At 70.1% G+C, this 17,550-nt stretch carries 17 protein-coding genes and 3 pseudogenes; 6 read left to right on the plus strand and 14 right to left on the minus strand.

All coding sequences use genetic code 11. From position 1 onward, the window contains the following. The first annotated feature begins 3 nt into the window (after nucleotides 1-3). Nucleotides 4-3,451: pseudogene (gene mfd, locus HK415_RS09295) on the plus strand (transcription-repair coupling factor). Between the two features lie 117 nt (nucleotides 3,452-3,568). Further along, complete coding sequence (serB, locus tag HK415_RS09300; protein ID WP_171563279.1) at nucleotides 3,569-4,276, plus strand: phosphoserine phosphatase SerB; 708 nt, start codon at nucleotides 3,569-3,571, stop codon at nucleotides 4,274-4,276. On the opposite strand, the gene HK415_RS09305 is transcribed toward serB, so the two are convergent. The 3 genes and pseudogenes from HK415_RS09305 to HK415_RS09320 all read right to left on the minus strand — a co-directional run bounded on the left by HK415_RS09305 (nucleotide 4,233) and on the right by HK415_RS09320 (nucleotide 8,207). Continuing rightward, on the minus strand, nucleotides 4,233-5,894 hold the full coding sequence (locus HK415_RS09305) for a sensor histidine kinase (RefSeq protein ID WP_171558378.1): 1,662 nt from the start codon (nucleotides 5,892-5,894) through the stop codon (nucleotides 4,233-4,235). The genes serB and HK415_RS09305 overlap by 44 nt on opposite strands. Further along, a pseudogene (locus tag HK415_RS09315) lies at nucleotides 5,855-6,969 on the minus strand (7TMR-DISM family protein). The gene HK415_RS09305 and the pseudogene HK415_RS09315 overlap by 40 nt, the downstream one beginning before the upstream one ends. Before the next feature lie 17 nt (nucleotides 6,970-6,986). Next, nucleotides 6,987-8,207 (minus strand): MFS transporter, encoded by a 1,221-nt coding sequence (locus tag HK415_RS09320; protein ID WP_171558385.1) that lies wholly within the window; start codon nucleotides 8,205-8,207, stop codon nucleotides 6,987-6,989. A 224-nt stretch (nucleotides 8,208-8,431) separates the two neighbouring features. Between HK415_RS09320 and HK415_RS09325 the strand changes: the two genes are divergently transcribed. Further along, a complete protein-coding gene (locus HK415_RS09325; RefSeq protein WP_171558387.1) occupies nucleotides 8,432-9,061 on the plus strand; it encodes a CDP-alcohol phosphatidyltransferase family protein in 630 nt (209 codons plus the stop codon). Here HK415_RS09325 and HK415_RS09330 read toward each other — a convergent pair. Genes HK415_RS09330 through HK415_RS09340 form a run of 3 tightly spaced genes read right to left on the minus strand, consistent with a single transcriptional unit; the run spans nucleotide 9,058 to nucleotide 9,966 of the window. After that, nucleotides 9,058-9,321, minus strand: a complete 264-nt coding sequence (locus HK415_RS09330) for a DUF5985 family protein (protein ID WP_171558392.1) — start codon at nucleotides 9,319-9,321, stop codon at nucleotides 9,058-9,060. The genes HK415_RS09325 and HK415_RS09330 overlap by 4 nt on opposite strands. A gap of 1 nt (nucleotide 9,322) precedes the next feature. After that, nucleotides 9,323-9,595, minus strand: a complete 273-nt coding sequence (locus HK415_RS09335; RefSeq protein ID WP_309246639.1) for a DUF5985 family protein — start codon at nucleotides 9,593-9,595, stop codon at nucleotides 9,323-9,325. Beyond that, the gene (locus HK415_RS09340) at nucleotides 9,592-9,966 is read right to left on the minus strand and encodes a hypothetical protein (protein WP_171558394.1); all 375 of its coding nucleotides are present in this window, start codon (nucleotides 9,964-9,966) and stop codon (nucleotides 9,592-9,594) included. Before HK415_RS09340 ends, HK415_RS09335 begins: the two co-directional genes overlap by 4 nt. Nucleotides 9,967-10,031: 65 nt before the next feature. On the opposite strand from HK415_RS09340, the gene thpR reads away from it, so the two are divergent. Continuing rightward, nucleotides 10,032-10,553 (plus strand): RNA 2',3'-cyclic phosphodiesterase, encoded by a 522-nt coding sequence (gene thpR / locus HK415_RS09345; RefSeq protein ID WP_171558396.1) that lies wholly within the window; start codon nucleotides 10,032-10,034, stop codon nucleotides 10,551-10,553. Here thpR and HK415_RS09350 read toward each other — a convergent pair. The 6 genes from HK415_RS09350 to HK415_RS09375 form a co-directional block, all read right to left on the minus strand. Further along, the gene (locus HK415_RS09350; protein ID WP_171558399.1) at nucleotides 10,538-10,858 is read right to left on the minus strand and encodes a hypothetical protein; all 321 of its coding nucleotides are present in this window, start codon (nucleotides 10,856-10,858) and stop codon (nucleotides 10,538-10,540) included. The genes thpR and HK415_RS09350 overlap by 16 nt on opposite strands. A 102-nt stretch (nucleotides 10,859-10,960) precedes the next feature. Next, nucleotides 10,961-12,175 (minus strand): DUF4382 domain-containing protein, encoded by a 1,215-nt coding sequence (locus tag HK415_RS09355; protein WP_171558401.1) that lies wholly within the window; start codon nucleotides 12,173-12,175, stop codon nucleotides 10,961-10,963. A gap of 184 nt (nucleotides 12,176-12,359) precedes the next feature. Then, nucleotides 12,360-13,016, minus strand: a complete 657-nt coding sequence (locus tag HK415_RS09360; protein WP_171558403.1) for a hypothetical protein — start codon at nucleotides 13,014-13,016, stop codon at nucleotides 12,360-12,362. Nucleotides 13,017-13,126: 110 nt separating this feature from the next. Next, entirely contained in the window at nucleotides 13,127-13,642 is a 516-nt protein-coding gene (locus tag HK415_RS09365) for an FHA domain-containing protein (protein WP_253261829.1), read from the minus strand. A gap of 36 nt (nucleotides 13,643-13,678) precedes the next feature. Beyond that, the gene (locus HK415_RS09370; RefSeq protein ID WP_171558405.1) at nucleotides 13,679-14,167 is read right to left on the minus strand and encodes a DUF2721 domain-containing protein; all 489 of its coding nucleotides are present in this window, start codon (nucleotides 14,165-14,167) and stop codon (nucleotides 13,679-13,681) included. 47 nt (nucleotides 14,168-14,214) lie between these two features. Continuing rightward, nucleotides 14,215-14,763: a hemerythrin domain-containing protein gene (locus HK415_RS09375; RefSeq protein WP_171558408.1), complete on the minus strand. Its 549-nt coding sequence runs from the start codon at nucleotides 14,761-14,763 to the stop codon at nucleotides 14,215-14,217. 125 nt (nucleotides 14,764-14,888) lie between these two features. Between HK415_RS09375 and HK415_RS09380 the strand changes: the two genes are divergently transcribed. Next, nucleotides 14,889-15,326: a universal stress protein gene (locus tag HK415_RS09380; protein WP_171558410.1), complete on the plus strand. Its 438-nt coding sequence runs from the start codon at nucleotides 14,889-14,891 to the stop codon at nucleotides 15,324-15,326. Nucleotides 15,327-15,335: 9 nt separating this feature from the next. Here the strand turns inward: HK415_RS09380 and HK415_RS09385 are convergent, their stop codons facing one another. Together HK415_RS09385 and HK415_RS09390 are read right to left on the minus strand one after the other, a co-directional pair. Beyond that, entirely contained in the window at nucleotides 15,336-15,887 is a 552-nt protein-coding gene (locus HK415_RS09385; RefSeq protein ID WP_171558413.1) for a hypothetical protein, read from the minus strand. Then, entirely contained in the window at nucleotides 15,860-16,240 is a 381-nt protein-coding gene (locus HK415_RS09390) for a hypothetical protein (RefSeq protein WP_171558415.1), read from the minus strand. Before HK415_RS09390 ends, HK415_RS09385 begins: the two co-directional genes overlap by 28 nt. 71 nt (nucleotides 16,241-16,311) lie before the next feature. On the opposite strand from HK415_RS09390, the pseudogene HK415_RS09395 reads away from it, so the two are divergent. Further along, nucleotides 16,312-17,549: pseudogene (locus tag HK415_RS09395) on the plus strand (YbfB/YjiJ family MFS transporter). Nucleotide 17,550 lies beyond the last annotated feature (1 nt).

Below are 17,550 nucleotides of genomic sequence, written 5' to 3' on the forward strand. Positions count from 1 at the left end.
CTGATGGACCTCCCGAAGTTATTACCCGGACGCCGCATGGCGGTACCGCGTCCCGCCGGCTCGGCCGATGCCCTGCTGCTGGCGCAGCTTGCCCGCCGCGAGCTGAAGGACGGCAAGCTCACCGCCATCGTCACGGCCGACGCGAACGATGCGCAGCGGCTGCTCGACGAGCTCGCCTTCTTCGCGCCCGAGCTGCGCTGCGCGCTCTTCCCCGACTGGGAAACGCTGCCGTACGACACCTTCTCGCCGCACCAGGACCTGATCAGCGAACGGCTCGCGACCCTGTGGCGCATCCTGCAGCGCGAAGCCGACGTGGTGCTGGTGCCGGCGAGCACCGCGCTGTACCGCGTGGCGCCGCCGAGCTTCCTGGCCGGCTACACCTTCCACTTCCGCGTGCAGCAGAAGCTGGACGAGGCCAAGCTCAAGGCACAACTGACACTCGCGGGCTACAACCATGTGACGCAAGTGGTGAGCCCCGGCGAGTACGCGGTGCGCGGCGGCCTGATCGACCTGTTCCCGATGGGTTCGCCCGTGCCCTATCGCGTGGACCTGTTCGACGACGAGGTGGATTCGATCCGCACCTTCGATCCGGACTCGCAGCGCAGCCTTTATCCCGTGCCCGAGGTCCGCCTGCTGCCGGGCCGCGAATTTCCGATGGACGACGAGGCGCGGGCGCGCTTTCGCAGCCGCTGGCGCGAGCTGCTGGAAGGCGACCCGACCAAGAGCCGCATCTACAAGGACATGGGCAACGGCGTCGCCACCGCCGGCATCGAGTACTACCTGCCGCTGTTCTTCGAGGAGACGGCGACGGTGTTCGACTACCTCGGCGAGCAGTCCGCGGTGGTGCTGCACGGCGACCTGGAACCGGCCTTCCAGCGCTTCTGGCAGGACACGCGCGACCGCTTCCGGCTGGTGCACGGCGACCCGGAGCGCCCGGTGCTGCCGCCCGAGGCGCTGTTCCTGAGCGCGGAGCAGTTCTACACGCGCGCCAACGCGCACGCGCAACTGGCCGTGCGCAACACCGCGCAGGACGTCGCGGACAGTGCCTGGGTGCAGGCGCTGCCGGACCTCTCCGTGGTGCGAGGTGCCGACGATCCGCTGGCGCGCTTCAAGCAGCACACCGAGCGCACGCCCAACCAGGTGCTGGTGCTGGCCGAGAGCGCGGGCCGGCGCGAAAGCCTGCTGGACTTCCTGCGGGCGAGCCACCTCACCCTGCCCGCCTTCGACTCGCTGGCCGAGTTCCTGGCCAGCGACGAGAAGCTGGGCATCGCCACCGCGGCGCTGGCCAGCGGCTTTTCCTGGGTGGAGGAAGCGGTCGACCTGGTCACCGAGACCGAGCTGTTCGCGCAGGCGCCTACCGCGCGCCGCCGCAAGAAGCAGGAACAGGTCAGCGACGTCGAGGCGCTGATCAAGGACCTGTCGGAGCTGAACCTGGGCGACCCGGTGGTGCACGCGCAGCACGGCATCGGCCGCTATCGGGGCCTGATGAGCATGGACGTCGGCCAGGGCAGCACCGAGTTCCTGCACCTGGAATACGCCGACAAGGCGACGCTCTACGTGCCGGTCAGCCAGCTGCACCTGATCAGCCGCTACACCGGCGTCGGCGCCGAGGAAGCGCCGCTGCACAAGCTGGGCTCCGGCCAGTGGGAGAAGGCCAAGCGCAAGGCGGCCGAACAGGTGCGCGACACGGCCGCCGAACTGCTGAACCTGTACGCGCGCCGCGCCGCCCGCCAGGGCCACGCCTTCCGCTTCTCGGCGCAGGACTACGAGACCTTCGCCAACGACTTCGGCTTCGAGGAGACCGCCGACCAGAACGCCGCGATCCACGCCGTGATCCAGGACATGGTCTCGCCGCATCCGATGGATCGCCTGGTCTGCGGCGACGTGGGCTTCGGGCAAGACCGAGGTCGCGCTGCGCGCCGCCTTCATCGCCATCACCGGCGGCAAGCAGGTGGCCTTCCTCGCGCCGACCACGCTGCTGGCGGAACAGCATTTCCAGACCCTGGTGGACCGCTTCGGCAAGTGGCCGGTGAAGGTGGCCGAGATGAGCCGCTTCCGCTCCACCAGGGAGATCAACACGGCGCTCAAGGGCCTGGAGGACGGCAGCATCGACATCGTGGTCGGCACGCACAAGCTGCTGTCGCAGTCGACGAAGTTCAAGAACCTGGGCCTGCTGATCATCGACGAGGAGCACCGCTTCGGCGTGCGCCACAAGGAGGCGATCAAGGCCATGCGCGCCGAGGTCGACGTGCTCACGCTCACCGCCACGCCGATCCCGCGCACGCTGGGCATGGCGCTGGAGGGCCTGCGCGACCTGTCGGTGATCGCCACCGCGCCGCAGCGCCGGCTGGCGATCAAGACCTTCGTGCGCAACGAAGGCAACGGCGTGATCCGCGAGGCCGTGCTGCGCGAACTGAAGCGCGGCGGGCAGGTCTATTTCCTGCACAACGAGGTGGAGACCATCCAGAACCGGCGCGAGGCGCTGGAGCGGCTGCTGCCGGAGGCGCGCATCGCGGTGGCGCACGGCCAGATGCCCGAGCGCGACCTGGAACGCGTGATGCGCGAGTTCGTGCAGCAGCGCCACAACGTGCTGCTGTGCTCCACCATCATCGAGACCGGCATCGACGTGCCGACCGCCAACACCATCGTGATCGCGCGCGCCGACAAGTTCGGCCTGGCGCAGTTGCACCAGCTGCGCGGCCGCGTCGGCCGCAGCCACCATCAGGCCTATGCCTACCTGATGGTGCCGGACATCGAGGGCCTGACCAAGCAGGCTTCGCAGCGGCTGGACGCGATCCAGGCGATGGAGGAACTGGGCTCGGGCTTCTACCTGGCGATGCACGACCTGGAGATCCGCGGCGCCGGCGAGGTGCTGGGCGAGAACCAGAGCGGCAACATGCTGGAGGTCGGCTTCCAGCTGTACAACGAGATGCTGTCGGAGGCGGTGAGGTCCCTCAAGGCCGGCAAGGAGCCCGACCTGCTGGCGCCGCTGTCGGTCACCACCGAGATCAACCTGCACGCGCCCGCGCTGCTGCCGCACGACTACTGCGGCGACGTGCACCTGCGGCTTTCCTTCTACAAGAAGCTCGCGACCGCCAAGAACGTCGACCAGATCGACCGCCTGCTGGAGGAGATCGTGGACCGCTTCGGCAAGCTGCCGCCGCAGGCGCAGACCCTGGTGGACGTGCACCGCCTGCGCGTGCTGGCGCGGCCCTACGGGGTGGTGAAGGTCGATGCGGCGCCCACCGTGATCCACATCACCTTCAAGCAGAACCCGCCGATCGAGCCGCTGGCCATCATCCACCTGGTGCAGAAGAACAGGCACATCAAGCTGGCAGGGAACGACAAGCTGCGGATCGAGAAGGAGCTGAAGGATCCGAAGGAGCGGGCGCAGATGGTGCGGGATGTGTTGCGTTCGCTGGGGCAGCCGAAGGTGGCGGAGACGGCTTGAAGTCCGCTGGGGTTCGCTGCGCTCACCACCAGCCTGCCAGCGGCACCCACGTAGGCTGGCGGTGAGCAGAGCGAACCCCAGCACGAATGCGAAAATCCCGCCCATGCCCGCCAAAGAATTCTCCCCGGCCTCGAAATCCAGGGCTTCACCCCGCCCCTGTCCCTGAAGGACTTCAGGCTCATCGCCTTCGACATGGACTCCACGCTCATCAACATCGAGTGCGTGGACGAGATCGCCGATGCGGTGGGCCGCAAGGAAGAAGTGGCGGCGATCACCGAGGCCGCCATGCGCGGCGAGATCGCCGACTACAAGGAGAGCCTGCGCCGGCGCGTGGCGCTGCTCAAGGGCGTGACCGTCGCCGACATGGAGAGGATCTACACCGAGCGGCTGCAGCTGAATCCCGGCGCCGAGCGGCTGGTGCAGGCCTGCAAGGCCGCCGGCCTGAAGGTGCTGCTGGTCTCCGGCGGCTTCACCTTCTTCACCGACCGCATCCGGGACAAGCTCGGGATCGACTTCACCCGCTCCAACGTGCTGGAGATCCGCTCCGGCCCGAACTGCGGCGAGCTCACCGGCCGCATGGTCGACCAGCCCTGGGGCGACATCTGCGACGGCGCGGAGAAGCGCAAGATGCTGCTGGAGACCTGCGCGCAGCTGGGGATCTCGCCGCAGCAGGCGATCGCCATGGGCGACGGCGCCAACGACCTGCCCATGATGGGCGAAGCCGGCCTGTCCGTCGCCTACCACGCCAAGCCCAAGGTGCGCGAGCAGGCGATGGTGGCGATCAATGCGGGCGGGCTCGATCGCCTGCTGGAAGTCGTACGGTAAAGGCGGTGCCGGCGCCGAGCCGGCTGTCCACGGAGATCCTGCCTCCGTGCATGTCCACCGCGTTCTTCACGATCGCCAGGCCCAGGCCCGTGCCCTGGATGTCGCCCACGTTGCTCGCGCGATGGAAGGACTCGAACAGGTGCGGCACCTCCTCGGGCGGGATGCCGATGCCCTGGTCGGCCACGCGGAACACCGTGTCCGCGGCATCGCGCAGGATCTCGAAGTGCACCTCCCCGCCCGCCGGCGAATACTTGATCGCGTTGGACAGCAGGTTGCCGAAGATGTGCCGCAGCAGCTTCTCGTCGTAGAGGCCCGGCGGCAGGTCGGGCGCCACCCGGCACTCCACTTTCGCGCTGCCCTGCGGATGCTGCTGCCTGGCCTCCTCCACCAGCCTGGGGCACAGCGCGTGCAGGTCCACCTCCTGCGGGCGGAAGTCCAGCATCTGCGCATCGGCGCGCCCGAGCAGCAGCACCCGGTCCAGCATGCGCGACATGCGCTGCACGCCGGCCGCGATGCTGTCCAGCGTCTCGCGCCGCTCCTGCGGCGGCAGGCGCTCGCCGTAATGCCGCAGCAGCTCCTCGGCGGAGAGGATGGCGGCCAGCGGCGTGCGGAACTCGTGGCTGGTCATCGCCACGAAGCGCGAGCGCAGCTCGTTCAGCGCCTTCTGCTGCTCCAGCGCCTCGCGCATCTCCGCTTCCGACTTCTTGCGGCCGGTGATGTCCAGGAAGGTCCAGATCACGCCCGAGTCGGGGTCGTTGGGCTTCACGCAGCTGCCGCCCATCTCCACCCAGAACAGCTCGCCGGTGCGGCGCTTGAGCTGCATCTCGCAGTTGTAGCCGTTGGTGGCCTGCAGGGCCGCGCGCGCCTGCACGCCGAAGCGCTGCCAGGCTTCGGTGTCCGGGTGCAGGTAGTCGGAGCCCTGCCCGATCAGCACCTGGCGCGGATAGCCGAGCATCTGCGCGAACTTCTCGTTCACCCATTCGTGGCGGCGCTTCACGGACAGCACGATGCCGACCACCGCGTTGTTCAGGATCGCCTCGCGCTCCGACATCGTGCGTTGCAGCTGCGCCTCCAGGTCCTTGCGGCGCGTGATGTCGCGGATGATCCAGACGGTGCCCTGGTGCAGCGCATCCTGGCCGACCGCCTTGCCGGTCAGCAGGATCCACAGGCGGCTGCCGTCGAAACGCTGCACCTGCAGTTCGCGCTCGTAGGTCCTGCCGTGGGCGACCGCTTCGGCGACCTCCGCCCCGACCTCCAGGTATTCCGCGCGCGACAGGTAGAAGGGCTCCATCGACACGATCGGCCGCCCGCCCGCGCCGAACATCTCCATCATCGCCCGGTTGGCCCAGCGCAGCCGGCCGTCGGCGGTCAGGAAGCAGATGCCGACGATGGAGTTCTCCAGCACGATCTCGCGCTCCTCCAGCACCGTCTTCAGGCGCCGCTCGGAGTCCGACAGCATCTCCACCATCGCGTGCTCCGCCGCGATGCGCGCCTGCGCCTGCTCGCTCGAGCGGCGCGCCACGTTGATGCGGTCGGCCAGCGCGAAGGACAGCAGCACCATCTCCAGCGCCGATCCGATCAGCAAGGCATTGGCGGTGAAGCCGTTGGAGGGCAGCACGCCGTGTTGTGCAGGAAGAGGGTCAGCACGCCCACCAGCAGCACCGCCCAGGCGGCGAGATAGTGGGTGGCGCCGCCGTGGCCGCGGCGCACCGCGACCACGCCCGAGACGATCAGCGCCAGCACGCTCAGCGGCGCGAGCAGGGTCACCAGCCAGGTGGACACCACGTAAGGCAGGCCCACGGCGGTGGCGAAGGTCAGCCCCACAGCACCGCGAGCGCGAGCAGCACGCGGTCGATCACCGGCATGCCGACGCGGCTCTCGAGGAAGCGGCGCGCGAAGAACAGGCCGAACATCGCCGCCAGGCACAGGCCCGCCGGCGGCGACACGCTGTTCCACCACAGCTGCCCCGGCCACAGGAACTGGTAGCCCAGGCCGGTGAGGGCCGCCTGCGCCGTCGCCATGCCGGCGACGAACAGCACGTAGATCACGAAGGCCGGATCGCGCACGGCGACAAACAGCAGCAGGTTGTACAGCAGCAGCCCCACCAGCAGGCCGAAGTACAGGCTCAGGAGCGCGTAGCTCGCCTGGTCGCTTTGCCACAGCGCGCCGGGTCGCCACAGGCGCAGCGGCGCCGCCATGGTGCCTTGCGAGCTCAGGCGCAGGTAGACCGCGGTGGTCTGGCCGGAGGGGATCCAAACGGGCAGCACGTGGTTGCGATGCGGGATGGCGCGGCTGGCGAAGGGCTCCAGGTCGCCGCCCACCTGCCGCTGCCAGCCGCCGTGCCGCGTCGGCGAGAACAGCTCCAGGTGGTCGAGCGGCGGATAGGCGAGTTCCAGCAGCCAGTCCGGGTCGCTGCCCGGTGGCGCCCAGATCTCCACGCGCAGCCAGATCGCGGAACGGGTGAGGCCGAAGTTGGCCGAAGGGCCGCTGCCCCGCATGGGACGGAAGCGCTCTTGCTGCGCGGGCAGCAGGATGTCGTTGAGCGCGAGCCGGCCTTCCGGGTCCTCCAGGGCGGTGACGTAGGGCGCGAGGTTGTAGCGGTCCTGCGTGCCGGTGACGAGCGGGTTGCCCTGCGCCCACGCGGGCGTGGCCAGCAGCCAGAGCAGCAGGATGCGGAGGAAGCGCGCCGTCATGCCAGCTCGACTATAGATCAAGCCGTGGCGCGCCCTCCCGCGCGCGGCCAGCCCGTGATCAACCCCAGCGCGGACGCGCGCCACAGGAGGAAGCCGACGATCGAAAGGTTCAGCAGGTTCCAGGCGATGCCATTGAGGAAGGCGGCGCGGTAGGAGCCGGTGAGGTCGAACACCGCACCGGACATCCAGCCGCCCAGCGCCATCCCGAGCAGCGTGGCCATCAGCACCGTGCCCACGCGGGCGCCGGCCTCCTCGGGCGGGAAGTACTCGCGCACGATCAGCGCATAGGACGGCACGATGCCGCCCTGGAACAGGCCGAACAGGCCCGACACCACGTACAGCGACACCAGGCCGTCGGAAGGCAGGAACAGGAGCAGCGCCACGCCCTGCAGCAGCGAGCCGAGCAGCAGCGTGCGCAGGCCGCCGATGCGGTCGGAGATCCAGCCGGACACCAGCCGGCTCACCACGCCCAGGCCCAGCATCAGCGACAGCATCTCCGCGCCGCGCGCCGCGCCGAAGCCGAGGTCGCCGCAATAGGCGACGATGTGCACCTGCGGCATCGACATCGCGACGCAGCACGACACGCCGGCGAGCGACAGCAGCGCGAGCAGCACATTGGGCGGCAGGCCCAGCGGCCGCTTCGAAGCCGTCGCGGGCGCCGCCGCCGCGCCGCCACTCGCGGGCACGGGCACGATCTCCACCACCGGTGGCCTGGGCCGCAGCATCAGCGCCAGCGGCACCATGCTGGCGATGCAGAAGAGGCCCATGCCCAGGTAGGTCTGGCGCCAGCCCACCTGGTCGATGAAGTACTGCATCACCGGCGGCCAGAAGGCGCCGGCGGTGTAATTGCCGCTCATGCAGATGGCCAGCGCGATGCCCCGCCGGCGGTCGAACCAGCGCGTGGTGTCGGCCACCAGCGGCGCGAAGGTGGCCGAGGTCCCGAGCAGGCCGATGAACAGGCCCTGCGCCAGGCAGAACAGCGCCAGCCCCGGCGCGAAACTCGCCGCGATGTAGCCCACGCCCAGCCCCACGGCGCCCACCATCACCACCAGCATCACGCCGAAGCGGTCCGCCAGCCGCCCCATCAGAATGCCGCCGATGCCGAAGCCGATCATGGTCAGCGTGTAGGGCAGCGAGGCACCGCCACGGTCGATGCCGAAGTCCTGCTGGATGCGCGGCAGCACCACGGTGATGGAATACATGCCCGAGCCGCCGATGGTCATGAGCAGCAGAGACATCGCCAGCCGCGCCCAGGCGTACGGTGATTCGATGGCGTCGCTGCGGGCGGGGGCATGGGTCCCGATTGGATACGATGGCCGGGCCCCGGTGCAACCCGGCAGGACCCGCGGTCCGTCTTCCGCCCCGGGAACCGTCGGCGCGCGACTACAGTCCACCCTGCCCCCTGCCGACGCCCGCGAGCCCAGCGGGACCTTAAGGTGCCGTGAGAACGAAGGACAACAGCATGGAACGCAGCGCGCCCCGCCACTTCTCGATGGTCCGGGAATTCCACCTGGCCGACTTCTTCACGCTCGGCAACGCCGCCTGCGGCGTCGGCGCCATCCTGCTGGCCATGATGTTCATGGCCTCCGGCGACCGCACGCATTTCTACATCGCGGCCGCCTTCGCGCCGGCCGCCTTCATCTTCGACGTGCTCGATGGCCGCATCGCGCGCGCGCGCCACCAGCACTCGGCGCTGGGCCGCGAACTCGACTCGCTGTCCGACGTGATTTCCTTCGGCATGGCGCCGGCGGCGCTGGCCTTCGCGGCCGGCCTGCAGGGCGGCTGGGACGCCGCGGCGCTGGCGTACTTCGTGTGCTGCGGCGTCAGCCGGCTGGCCCGCTACAACGTGACGGCCGAGAGCCTGGCCGGCGACGAGTCGGGCAAGGTGAAGTACTTCGAGGGCACGCCGATCCCGACCAGCGTGGTGCTGACCGGCCTGCTCGCCCTGGCCGCTTCGCAGGGCGCCCTGGGCGACCGCGTCTGGGGCGGCGTGCTGGAACTCGGCCCCTGGGAACTGCACCCGCTGTCCCTGCTGTTCGTGCTGTCCGGCAGCCTCATGATCAGCAAGACGCTGCGCATCCCCAAGCTCTAGGGAGACTTGCGCGGCCGGTTCTTCTGCCACACGGCCAGCAGGATCAGTCCGTACGCCACCACCCGCAGTCCGTACAGGAAGGGGTTGTGCTCGCTGGCGCCCGACCACAGGCCCAGCGCGACGCGGTTGGCGGACTCCAGCCAGAACGACAGCGCGAACCACAGGAAGAAGCGGTCGCGCGTGTGGCGCCAGAAGCGGAAGAAGAACAGGCCGGCCACCAGCCAGCCGGTGGCGATCGCGCCGGTGAGCATCAGCTCCATGTCAGTCCTCCTCCCAGACCAGCCCGAACAGGAGCAGCAGCACGGCGATGAGCGCGGCGACCAGCCGCGCCATGCCCAGGTCGATGTTGGCGAACACCAGGTTGTCCAGCACCAGCAGCACGTTGTTGACGCTCAGCGCCGCGAAGCACAGGGCGCTCCAGAACAGGATGCGCGCCCCGCTCTGCCGCCAGCTGCGCCACAGCAGCACGAAGCACAGGATGGAGGTGAGTGCGCAGAGGGTATAGATCGCGGCGGCCATGGTTTCGCGCGTCACTCCTTGCGGAAGCGGAAGGCATCGGCGAAGCGCTGCGCGCGCCGGTCGATGCGGGAATGGATCAGCTCGGTGACAGTCAGCAGGTCGGTGGCATAGGCCTGCGCCACCCGGTCGAGCAGTTCCGCCAGCTCGGCCGTGGGAGCATAGCGCACGGCGTCGCCCTCGGCGGCGGCGGTGCCGCTGTCGCGCAGCAGCTGCACGAGCTCGGTGCCGCTGCGTTCCGGGACGTACAGCCGACGGGCCAGCTGGACGGCATCCCACGACCGCGAAGGCTCGGCGCGCAGCAGCAGCAGGGCCTCCAGGTAGGGGACCGAAGGCACGCTCGTCAGGATGAACCGGCGGACCTCGGCCGGCAGCTCGGGAGATGTCATCGTTGTTGTGGGCAGCACTGTAGCGGCTGGCGCCCTCTTTCGGGGCGCTCGCGACAGAATGGCGCATGACGCAGCCCGACCCCGCGACCCTGCGCCTGTTCATCGGCCTCTGGCCGCCGCCCGAAACGCACGCTGCCTTGGTCGCAAGTTCGCAGGCGTGGTCCTGGCCGGCACAGGCCCGCCGCACGCGGCCGGAGCGGCTGCATGTCACGCTGCATTTCCTGGGCGAGGTCGCCAGCGCACTGCTGCCCGCGTTGCGCCGGGAGCTGGCGGTCGAATGGAGCGGATGCGAACTGGTGCTGGACCAGCCGGTCGTGTGGCCGGGCGGGATCGCGGTGCTGGAAGCTTCCGTCGTGCCGGCGCCGCTGGCGGCCTTGCACGGTGTGCTCGCAGGGCGTTTGCGCTGCCTGGGTGTTCCAGTGGAGGAAAGGCGCTACCGGCCGCACGTCACGCTCGCGCGCAAGGCTTTGGGCGCGCGGCCACCCGCAACCCTGGAACCCGTCGCCTGGCGGGCGGGTCCTGGTTTCGCGCTGGTGCAGTCCCTCCCGGGCGGCCGGGGCTACGAGACCCTTCAGTCCTTCGGCTGAGCCGCTTTCGCCCGCGCCGCGTCGATCACCGAACGGGCGGCCAGCTCCGCGTTCAGGGCGCGTTCCAGCGGCGAACGGCACAGGCCGGCGTGCTGGTACTGCAGGTTCTCGTAAAGCTCGGCGGTGGCGGGAGACGCCTCGAGCACCGCATGCAGGGCCGCATCGTCCGGGACCGTGCGCAGCACTTCGCTCAAGGCCTCCACCACCCCGCGGTACTGCTGCGGGTCCACCGCAACGGCGCTGCGGTCCAGCCGCTCGAGCATGCGGGCCAGCAGGACCAGGTTCCTGGAAACGGTGGTGTTCATGCTTTCGAGCTGGGGATGGGCCGGCCCGATTGCAAGAGGTTGGAGCGCCCATGAAAAAGGGCCTGCCGGCTGGCAGGCCCTTTCGTGGCCGGAGCGCGAGGCTCAGGGGAAGGTGAAGTTCACCGGGGTCGTCGTGGTGGCGACGGGCACCAGGGTCGAGATCGGCGCCTCGCCCGGGCTGGTGGCGGTCAGCGTGTACCTGTCCGCGACGGCTGCATCGGTCAGCAAGGTGCCAAGGGTCGTGGAATACGTGACCTTCGCGGGCGCCGTGACGGGCAGCGTCATGGAGTAGGTGCCGGTCCCCGTGGCTGCATTGGTCGTCACCACTTCCGCGGTCTTCACGGTGATGGTCGGGCCGCCGGTCAGCGTCTGCGTCGCCGTGACGTCGGCATCGACGGTGCTGATCGCGTTGCTACCCGTGCCGACGATGATCACGCTCGCGCCCGATACCGTCCCGTTCACGGTGGCGGTCGCCGAAGTGGCCAGCGGCAGCGCGGACGCGGAGGTGTTCAGCGTCGTCGTGGTCGTTCCGACGGGAACGCTGGTGACCACCGTGGTCTGGCGCGCATCCGAGGTGATCACGACCGTGTACGTCCCGCTTTCCAGGTAGGGCAGCACGAACTTGCCGGTGCCGTCCACGATGGCGGTGCGGTAGATCTCGCCCGTGGGCAGCTGCGCGGAGACGGAGGTGTTGGTCCCCAGGGTGCCGGTGCCGACGAAGCCCTCGATCGCGCCGGTGAACTTCGGCGTCAGGCGCACGACCGGCTTCAGGATCCACTGGCCGGAGTTGCCCGCCACCACGATGGACTTGCAGGCGTCGAAGTCCAGCAGGAAGTCGCTGGTGGTGTTCGGCGCCACCGTGTAGGGCGCCTTGATCTTCAGGCCGCTTTGCTGCGCGCTGGGGGTCTTCAGCGGCTGCGCGACGCCGGTGTTGAGGACCACCTCGTTGCCGGTGTCCTCCAGGACCAGCCGCAGCTGCTCATAGGTCCCGGCCTGCACGGTGGCGCCGCCCAGGTCCAGCAGCGTGCCGTTGGTGAGCGTCAGCAGGTCCACCCGCTTCGGGCCGCCCGGCACCGGGATGGTGATCCAGCCGCCGTCGTTGTCGCCCGCGGTGGGGCTGCGCTGGATGCGCACCTCGCGCACGTTGACGAAGACGTTCCGGTAGCCGCACTGCGCGTCGATCATCGACATGCGCACGGTGCCGGTGGCCGGCGAGCCGCCCCCACCGCCGCCGCCGCAGGCCGCGAGGCCCAGCAGGGCCGCAATGCTTCCCAGCCGCGCGAGCCAGCGCGCGGCGTTCCCAATCGACTTCTCCATTTGGACTTCCTTTGGTTGAACACGCAGGCGCATGCTCCATGGGAAGTTCCGGCCGGAAGTGTCCGGGCGTAACGCGGTCGCCTGGAACGGGGGTGCCGTAGCGTTTGCGCCTCGGCTGTTGCGCCTTGACACATGCCTTGCGGCGACGAGGCCACAACGCCGCGTTGCCGCAGGCGCTACTTCTTCACGTCGTCGTCGTCGTCGAAGGGCTGCGTGGCTGGAAATCCTTCTGGCCTTCCGGCTCGCGGCCTTTCCTCGGCCCGGTCTGCGCGATCGCGGCATCGCGGATCGCGAACAGTGCCTTCAGGTCGTGCTGCACGTCCTCGTCGCCCTTCGGCGGCTCCTGGGCGGACAGTTCGCCGAAGCCGCTGTTGTGCGGGCGCCAGTCCGCCTGCACCAGCGGCGCCGGTCCGCTTTGCGCCCACATCTTCGGGTCGGGCATCTCCGCCGCGTTGAAGCCCTGGAACTCCCAGCCGAGGCTGAGCAACCAGTCGCGCGCGCGCGGCTCGAAGCGCGCGAGTTCGCGTTCGAAGCTCTCCTGGAAGGCGAACACGTAGGCCAGCAGGCGATCGTGCGCCTGCTTGACCACGAAGTTGACGTGCAGGCCGTGGCGGCCCGTGCTGCTGACGGTGGAGAGCAGGCGGCACTCGATCCAGTCGGAGGGGATGCCGTGCTTGCGCTTCGTGTCGCGCAGCACCACCTGCACCAGCTCCCTGCGCGTGCTGTCGCGCGAGCCGGGCTGGTCGGAGTCGGGCTCGCTCTCGCGGTACTGCGTGGTGGCGGACGAACCCGCCCCCTCGCGCTCCTTGCCGCTGCCGAAAATCCGGTCGATCAGGCCCATGGGTTCATTGTGCCCTCATTCCCTCAGCTGGAACCGCATGCGGGTCCCCGCGAGGTCCAGGACGTCCTGATCCGACAACATCACCGGGTCGTTGCCCATCGTCAGCCCGTTCAGGACGGGCGGCGTGCTGCCCCCAGGTGCGTGACGAAGTAGCCGCCGCGGCGCTGCGCCACCGACACCACCGACACCCCGGGCTTGCCGAAGGTGGTGACCGCCTTGACCACCGGTACTTCCAGGCCGCTGGACGTGCCGGATTCGATGGTGAACACGCCGTGCAGCTGCGGCGCATCGGGCATGAAGGACATGGTGCCGCCGAAGGTGCTGGGCTCCTCGCTCGCCTGCAGGTACTTGATGCGGTAGGGGCCGATCGCGATCACGTCGCCGTCGTTCAGGCGGGTGCGATCCTTGACCATGCGGTCGTTCACGTAGGTGCCGTTGGTGCTGCCCAGGTCCACCAGGAAGACGTCGGCGACGCCCACGAGGTCGAACGCGCAGTGCTGGCCGCTGACCACCATGGTGTCCAGCACGATGTCGTTGCCCGGCTTGCGCCCCAGCGTCGTGCGGTCCTTGTGCAGGTACACGTGCTTGACCTCGACGCCTTTGACACTCGCAATCAGCTGCGGCATATGCACCTCCATGACCGCGCGGGCGGCGGGGACATGCTAAACCCGCGCGCTGCGCGCTTCAAGCGGGCGGACCTCCCCGGGCGGATGAACCCGGAAATCGAGCAGGCGCGTGGCCAGCACGGTTTCGGCGAGGAAGCACAGGAGCGCCGCGAGGAAGCACACCACCCCGAGCAGGAAGCTGCCGACGGCCCACCGGCTGATCTGGATGCCGCCGGCCTCGCCCAGGAACAGCACGATGATGGTCACGCCGATCAGGAAGCCGCAGCTGGTAAGCAGCGCGATGCAGCCGTTGGCGAGCATGCCGCGCACGCGCAGCTGCTGCAGCTCGCGCTGCGAGCGGGCCAGCCAGGCGGCGTCGGTGGAGCCGCGCGCGCGGTCCTCCACCAGCCGGGCGCGGTCGATGATGCGCGCCAGCCGGCCGGCCACCGCGGCGATCATGCCGGACACCGCCGTGAGCAGGAACACGGGCGCCACGGCCAGCTGGATGCCGTGGGTGATGGAGGAGGCTTCGAGGGGGAAGGCCATGGCCGCGGATTATCGCGGCCCGGCGCGGCGCGGCGCGCCGGCGCACTTCAGATGTAGCCCACCACCAGCGGTGCGTGGCGCAGGTGCAGCGCCAGGCCCAGGGCGGCCATGTGGTCGCCGTTGCGCGAGAGGATGCGTTCGGCCAGCGGCAGGAACACCACTTCCTCGTAGCGCGCGTGGCGCAGGACCTTGCGCACGATCTCTTCCATCATCTCGGCGTCCACCTCGGGCGAGCTGCCCCTGGCGGCGGCGCGGATCGAGGGCTCGATCTGCTTCCACAGCGCTTCGACCGTGCGGTGCTCGCTGGTCAGGCGCTCGATGATCGGGCGCACGCGCTCCTTCTCCGCCGCGTTGCAGGCCAGCAGCACGGCGGGGAAGAGTTCGGCTTCCTCCTCGGCGTGGTGCGGCAGCAGGGTGTTGCGAAACAGGTCCAGCGTGTCGGCGGCCGTCTGGCGCGCGCGGTTGGCCGCCTCCACCAGCTCCGGCAGGCGAGCGGAGACCTCCAGCTGCGACACGATGCCCAGGTGGGCGCGCGTGAAGTTCGTCAGCGGCAGTTCGGCTTCCCTCGGGGATACGTCGGTGAATTCGATGGGCATGGGTGCTCCACACTCTGATCTCGCAATCTTGCCCCCACGGCCGGCGGGGCAATTGACCCACGTCAACCGGTGCGCGCAGCGTCGATTGCACGATGGCGGGCATGCAACCACTGGAGAGTTCCACCATGTTCCAGCACATCCTCCTCGCCACCGACGGCTCTCCCGCCTCCGAGCACGCCGCGCAGCTCGCCGTGGACCTCGCCCGCGTCCACAAGGCCAAGCTGACCGCCCTGTACGTCGTCGATCCCTATCCCTACCTGGGCATCGGCGAAGCCAACCCCCTGGGCTTCCAGGCCTACATGTCCGCCGCCCTGCAGCATGCGGCCGACGCGCACCACAAGGTCATGGTCCTGTGCGACCAGGCTCCGGCCGTGCCCTTCCAGCCCCGCCTCGCGGAGGAAGTGGGAGCCGCTTCCGGCATCGTGCAATCCGCGAAGAACGTGGAAGCCGACCTGATCGTGGTGGGTTCGCACGGCCGCACCGGCGTCGCCCGCCTGATGCTGGGAAGCGTCGCCAGCAAGGTGGTCGCGGAGTCGCCGATCCCGGTGCTGGTCGCGCGATAAGGAACTGCCCTAGGCCGTGACGCCGGCCCCGGCCCCCTGGAGGGTGCCGAGCAGGTCGTCCCAGCGCTGCGTGTGCTCCGCGTGCAGGCGCGTGCCCGCGTGCAGCACCGGCTGGAATTTCCATCCCCGCACCTGCTGCGCGTCGAACCAGGCGCGCGCGCGCTGGCGCACGATCCACACCGGCGTGCGCCAGGCGCCCCAGGGCTCCGCCGTGCGGGCCAGGTCCGCGCTGTCTTCCAGCGCACCCGCGGCGTAGCTCAGGAGACCGTAGCGGCGCGGCGTGGAAGGCTGGCGGGGGCCCTCGTCGAAGGTCTCGAAGGTGGTGGCGTCTTCCAGCGCCGCCGGCAGCAGCTCGCGCGCCACCAGGTGCTGGGCCAGCTCGCCGGATTCGCCGCCGCGGTGGTGCAGCACCGGGCGCAGCTCGAAGCCGGTCAGGCCGCTGCTGCGCAGGGCCTGCGCCGCCTGCGGGCCCACCACGTACTCGCCGGTCCATTCGTCCACGTGGATGATGGCCGCTCCCGCCACCGGCTTGCTCAGGTAGATGCGCTGCGGCAACCGCACCGCCCAGCGCGGCTGGAGGTGGGATGCAGGCTCTCCTGGTGGTACGCCGCCATGGTGGCCTTGGAGTCGGCCCGGGTCTGGCCGATGGTGGCGCGACACACGGCCTCGAAGTGGCTGCAGGCCTCCAGTTCGGAGGGGCTGCACTGCAGGTCGCGCAGGAAGCTCACCGGCTCGCCTTCCGCCAGGGCCAGCAGCTTGGGCAGGACGGGGCCGCCCGCGTCGAAGAAGCGGGGGAACAGGAAGCCGACGGCCGGATTCGGCTTGGCGCCCAGCGCCTTGGCGAGGCCTTCGTCCGCGCCGAGGCGGCGGGCCAGGCCGGGGCTGCAGGGACGCAGCGCAAGCAGGATCTTCATGGGCCGCCATCCTAGCGGCTGGGCCGCCACGGCCGCGTCAGCCAAAGCCGCGTGCGACACTTGCGCGCCGCATGAACGCCGCTTCCCCTGCCCTCCGCCCCGTCGCCCTCGCCCTGGCCGGCCTCGTCTCCCTCGCCGTCGCCATGGGGCATCGCCGCTTCGCCTTCACCCCGCTGCTGCCCGTGATGCTGGCCGAGCGCTCGGTCACGCTGGCCGGCGCCAGCCTGCTGGCCAGCGCGAACTACCTCGGCTACCTGCTGGGCGCGCTCGCCTGCACCTTCCAGCCCTGGATCTGGCGCCGCTTCGGCTGGCCGGCCACCGTCAACGGCCCGAAGATGGTCCGCGGCGGCCTGGTGGCGACGGTCCTGCTCACCCTGGGCATGGCGCTGCACCTGCCGGGGTTCTGGACCCTGCTGCGCTTCGCCGCCGGCGTGGCCAGCGCGGTGGTCTTCCTCTACACCTCCGGCTGGTGCCTGGAGCAGCTGGCCCGCCGCGAGGTGCCGGCGATGGGCGCCCTGATCTACGTCGGCCCCGGGGCCGGCATCGTGGTCAGCGGCCTGGCGGCCAGCGGGCTGGTCTGGCTGCAGGCGCCGGCCGCGGCGGGCTGGCTGACCTTCGGCGTGCTGGCGGCCTTGCTCACGGCCTCGGTGTGGCGGGTGTTCGATGCCCGCCTGGGCATCGCTTCGCCGGGCGTGGCCGCGGGCAACGGGGCAACGGCTGCGCTGCCAGTGCGAGCCGGCGCGACGGAGATGGGCCTGCTCACGGTCGCGTATGGCATCGCCGGCATCGGCTACATCATCACCGCCACCTTCCTTCCGGTGATCGCGCGCCAGGCCCTGCCCGGCTCGGCCTGGCTGGACCTGTTCTGGCCGCTGTTCGGAGCGGGGGTGATGCTGGGCGCGATCGGCGCCTCGCGCCTGCGCGCGGCGGCGGACCTGCGGCTGCGCCTGGCCGCCTGCTATGCGATCCAGGCCGCCGGCGTCGCCGCCAGCCTGGTGAGCCCGACGCTGGCCGGCTTCGCCATCGGCAGCCTGCTGCTCGGGTTGCCGTTCACCGCGATCACCTTCTTCGCCATGCAGGAAGCCCGCAGGATCCGCGCGCAGCAGGCGACCAGCTTCATGGGCCTGCTGACGGCGATGTACGGACTGGGGCAGATCGCGCCGGGCCGCCGCTGGCGGCGTGGCTGGTGGCGCGCAGCGCGACGCCCGCGCAAGGCTTCGCGACCTCCTTGTGGATCGCCAGCGGCCTGCTGGCTGCGGGCGCCGTTCTGTACGTGGTGCTGGCCCGCGCGTTCCCGGTCGCGCGCTGAG

Source organism: Ramlibacter montanisoli (assembly GCF_013087525.1).
Lineage (GTDB): Bacteria > Pseudomonadota > Gammaproteobacteria > Burkholderiales > Burkholderiaceae_C > Ramlibacter > Ramlibacter montanisoli.

Coding starts and splice junctions, on each gene's coding strand:
- HK415_RS09320 (WP_171558385.1), bottom strand. CDS start 8,207: ATGTCTCTGCTGCTCATGACCATCGGCGGCTCGGGCATGTATTCCATC.
- HK415_RS09325 (WP_171558387.1), top strand. CDS start 8,432: ATGGAACGCAGCGCGCCCCGCCACTTCTCGATGGTCCGGGAATTCCAC.
- HK415_RS09330 (WP_171558392.1), bottom strand. CDS start 9,321: ATGGAGCTGATGCTCACCGGCGCGATCGCCACCGGCTGGCTGGTGGCC.
- HK415_RS09340 (WP_171558394.1), bottom strand. CDS start 9,966: ATGACATCTCCCGAGCTGCCGGCCGAGGTCCGCCGGTTCATCCTGACG.
- thpR (WP_171558396.1), top strand. CDS start 10,032: ATGACGCAGCCCGACCCCGCGACCCTGCGCCTGTTCATCGGCCTCTGG.
- HK415_RS09350 (WP_171558399.1), bottom strand. CDS start 10,858: ATGAACACCACCGTTTCCAGGAACCTGGTCCTGCTGGCCCGCATGCTC.
- HK415_RS09355 (WP_171558401.1), bottom strand. CDS start 12,175: ATGGAGAAGTCGATTGGGAACGCCGCGCGCTGGCTCGCGCGGCTGGGA.
- HK415_RS09360 (WP_171558403.1), bottom strand. CDS start 13,016: ATGGGCCTGATCGACCGGATTTTCGGCAGCGGCAAGGAGCGCGAGGGG.
- HK415_RS09365 (WP_253261829.1), bottom strand. CDS start 13,642: ATGCCGCAGCTGATTGCGAGTGTCAAAGGCGTCGAGGTCAAGCACGTG.
- HK415_RS09370 (WP_171558405.1), bottom strand. CDS start 14,167: ATGGCCTTCCCCCTCGAAGCCTCCTCCATCACCCACGGCATCCAGCTG.
- HK415_RS09375 (WP_171558408.1), bottom strand. CDS start 14,763: ATGCCCATCGAATTCACCGACGTATCCCCGAGGGAAGCCGAACTGCCG.
- HK415_RS09380 (WP_171558410.1), top strand. CDS start 14,889: ATGTTCCAGCACATCCTCCTCGCCACCGACGGCTCTCCCGCCTCCGAG.
- HK415_RS09390 (WP_171558415.1), bottom strand. CDS start 16,240: ATGAAGATCCTGCTTGCGCTGCGTCCCTGCAGCCCCGGCCTGGCCCGC.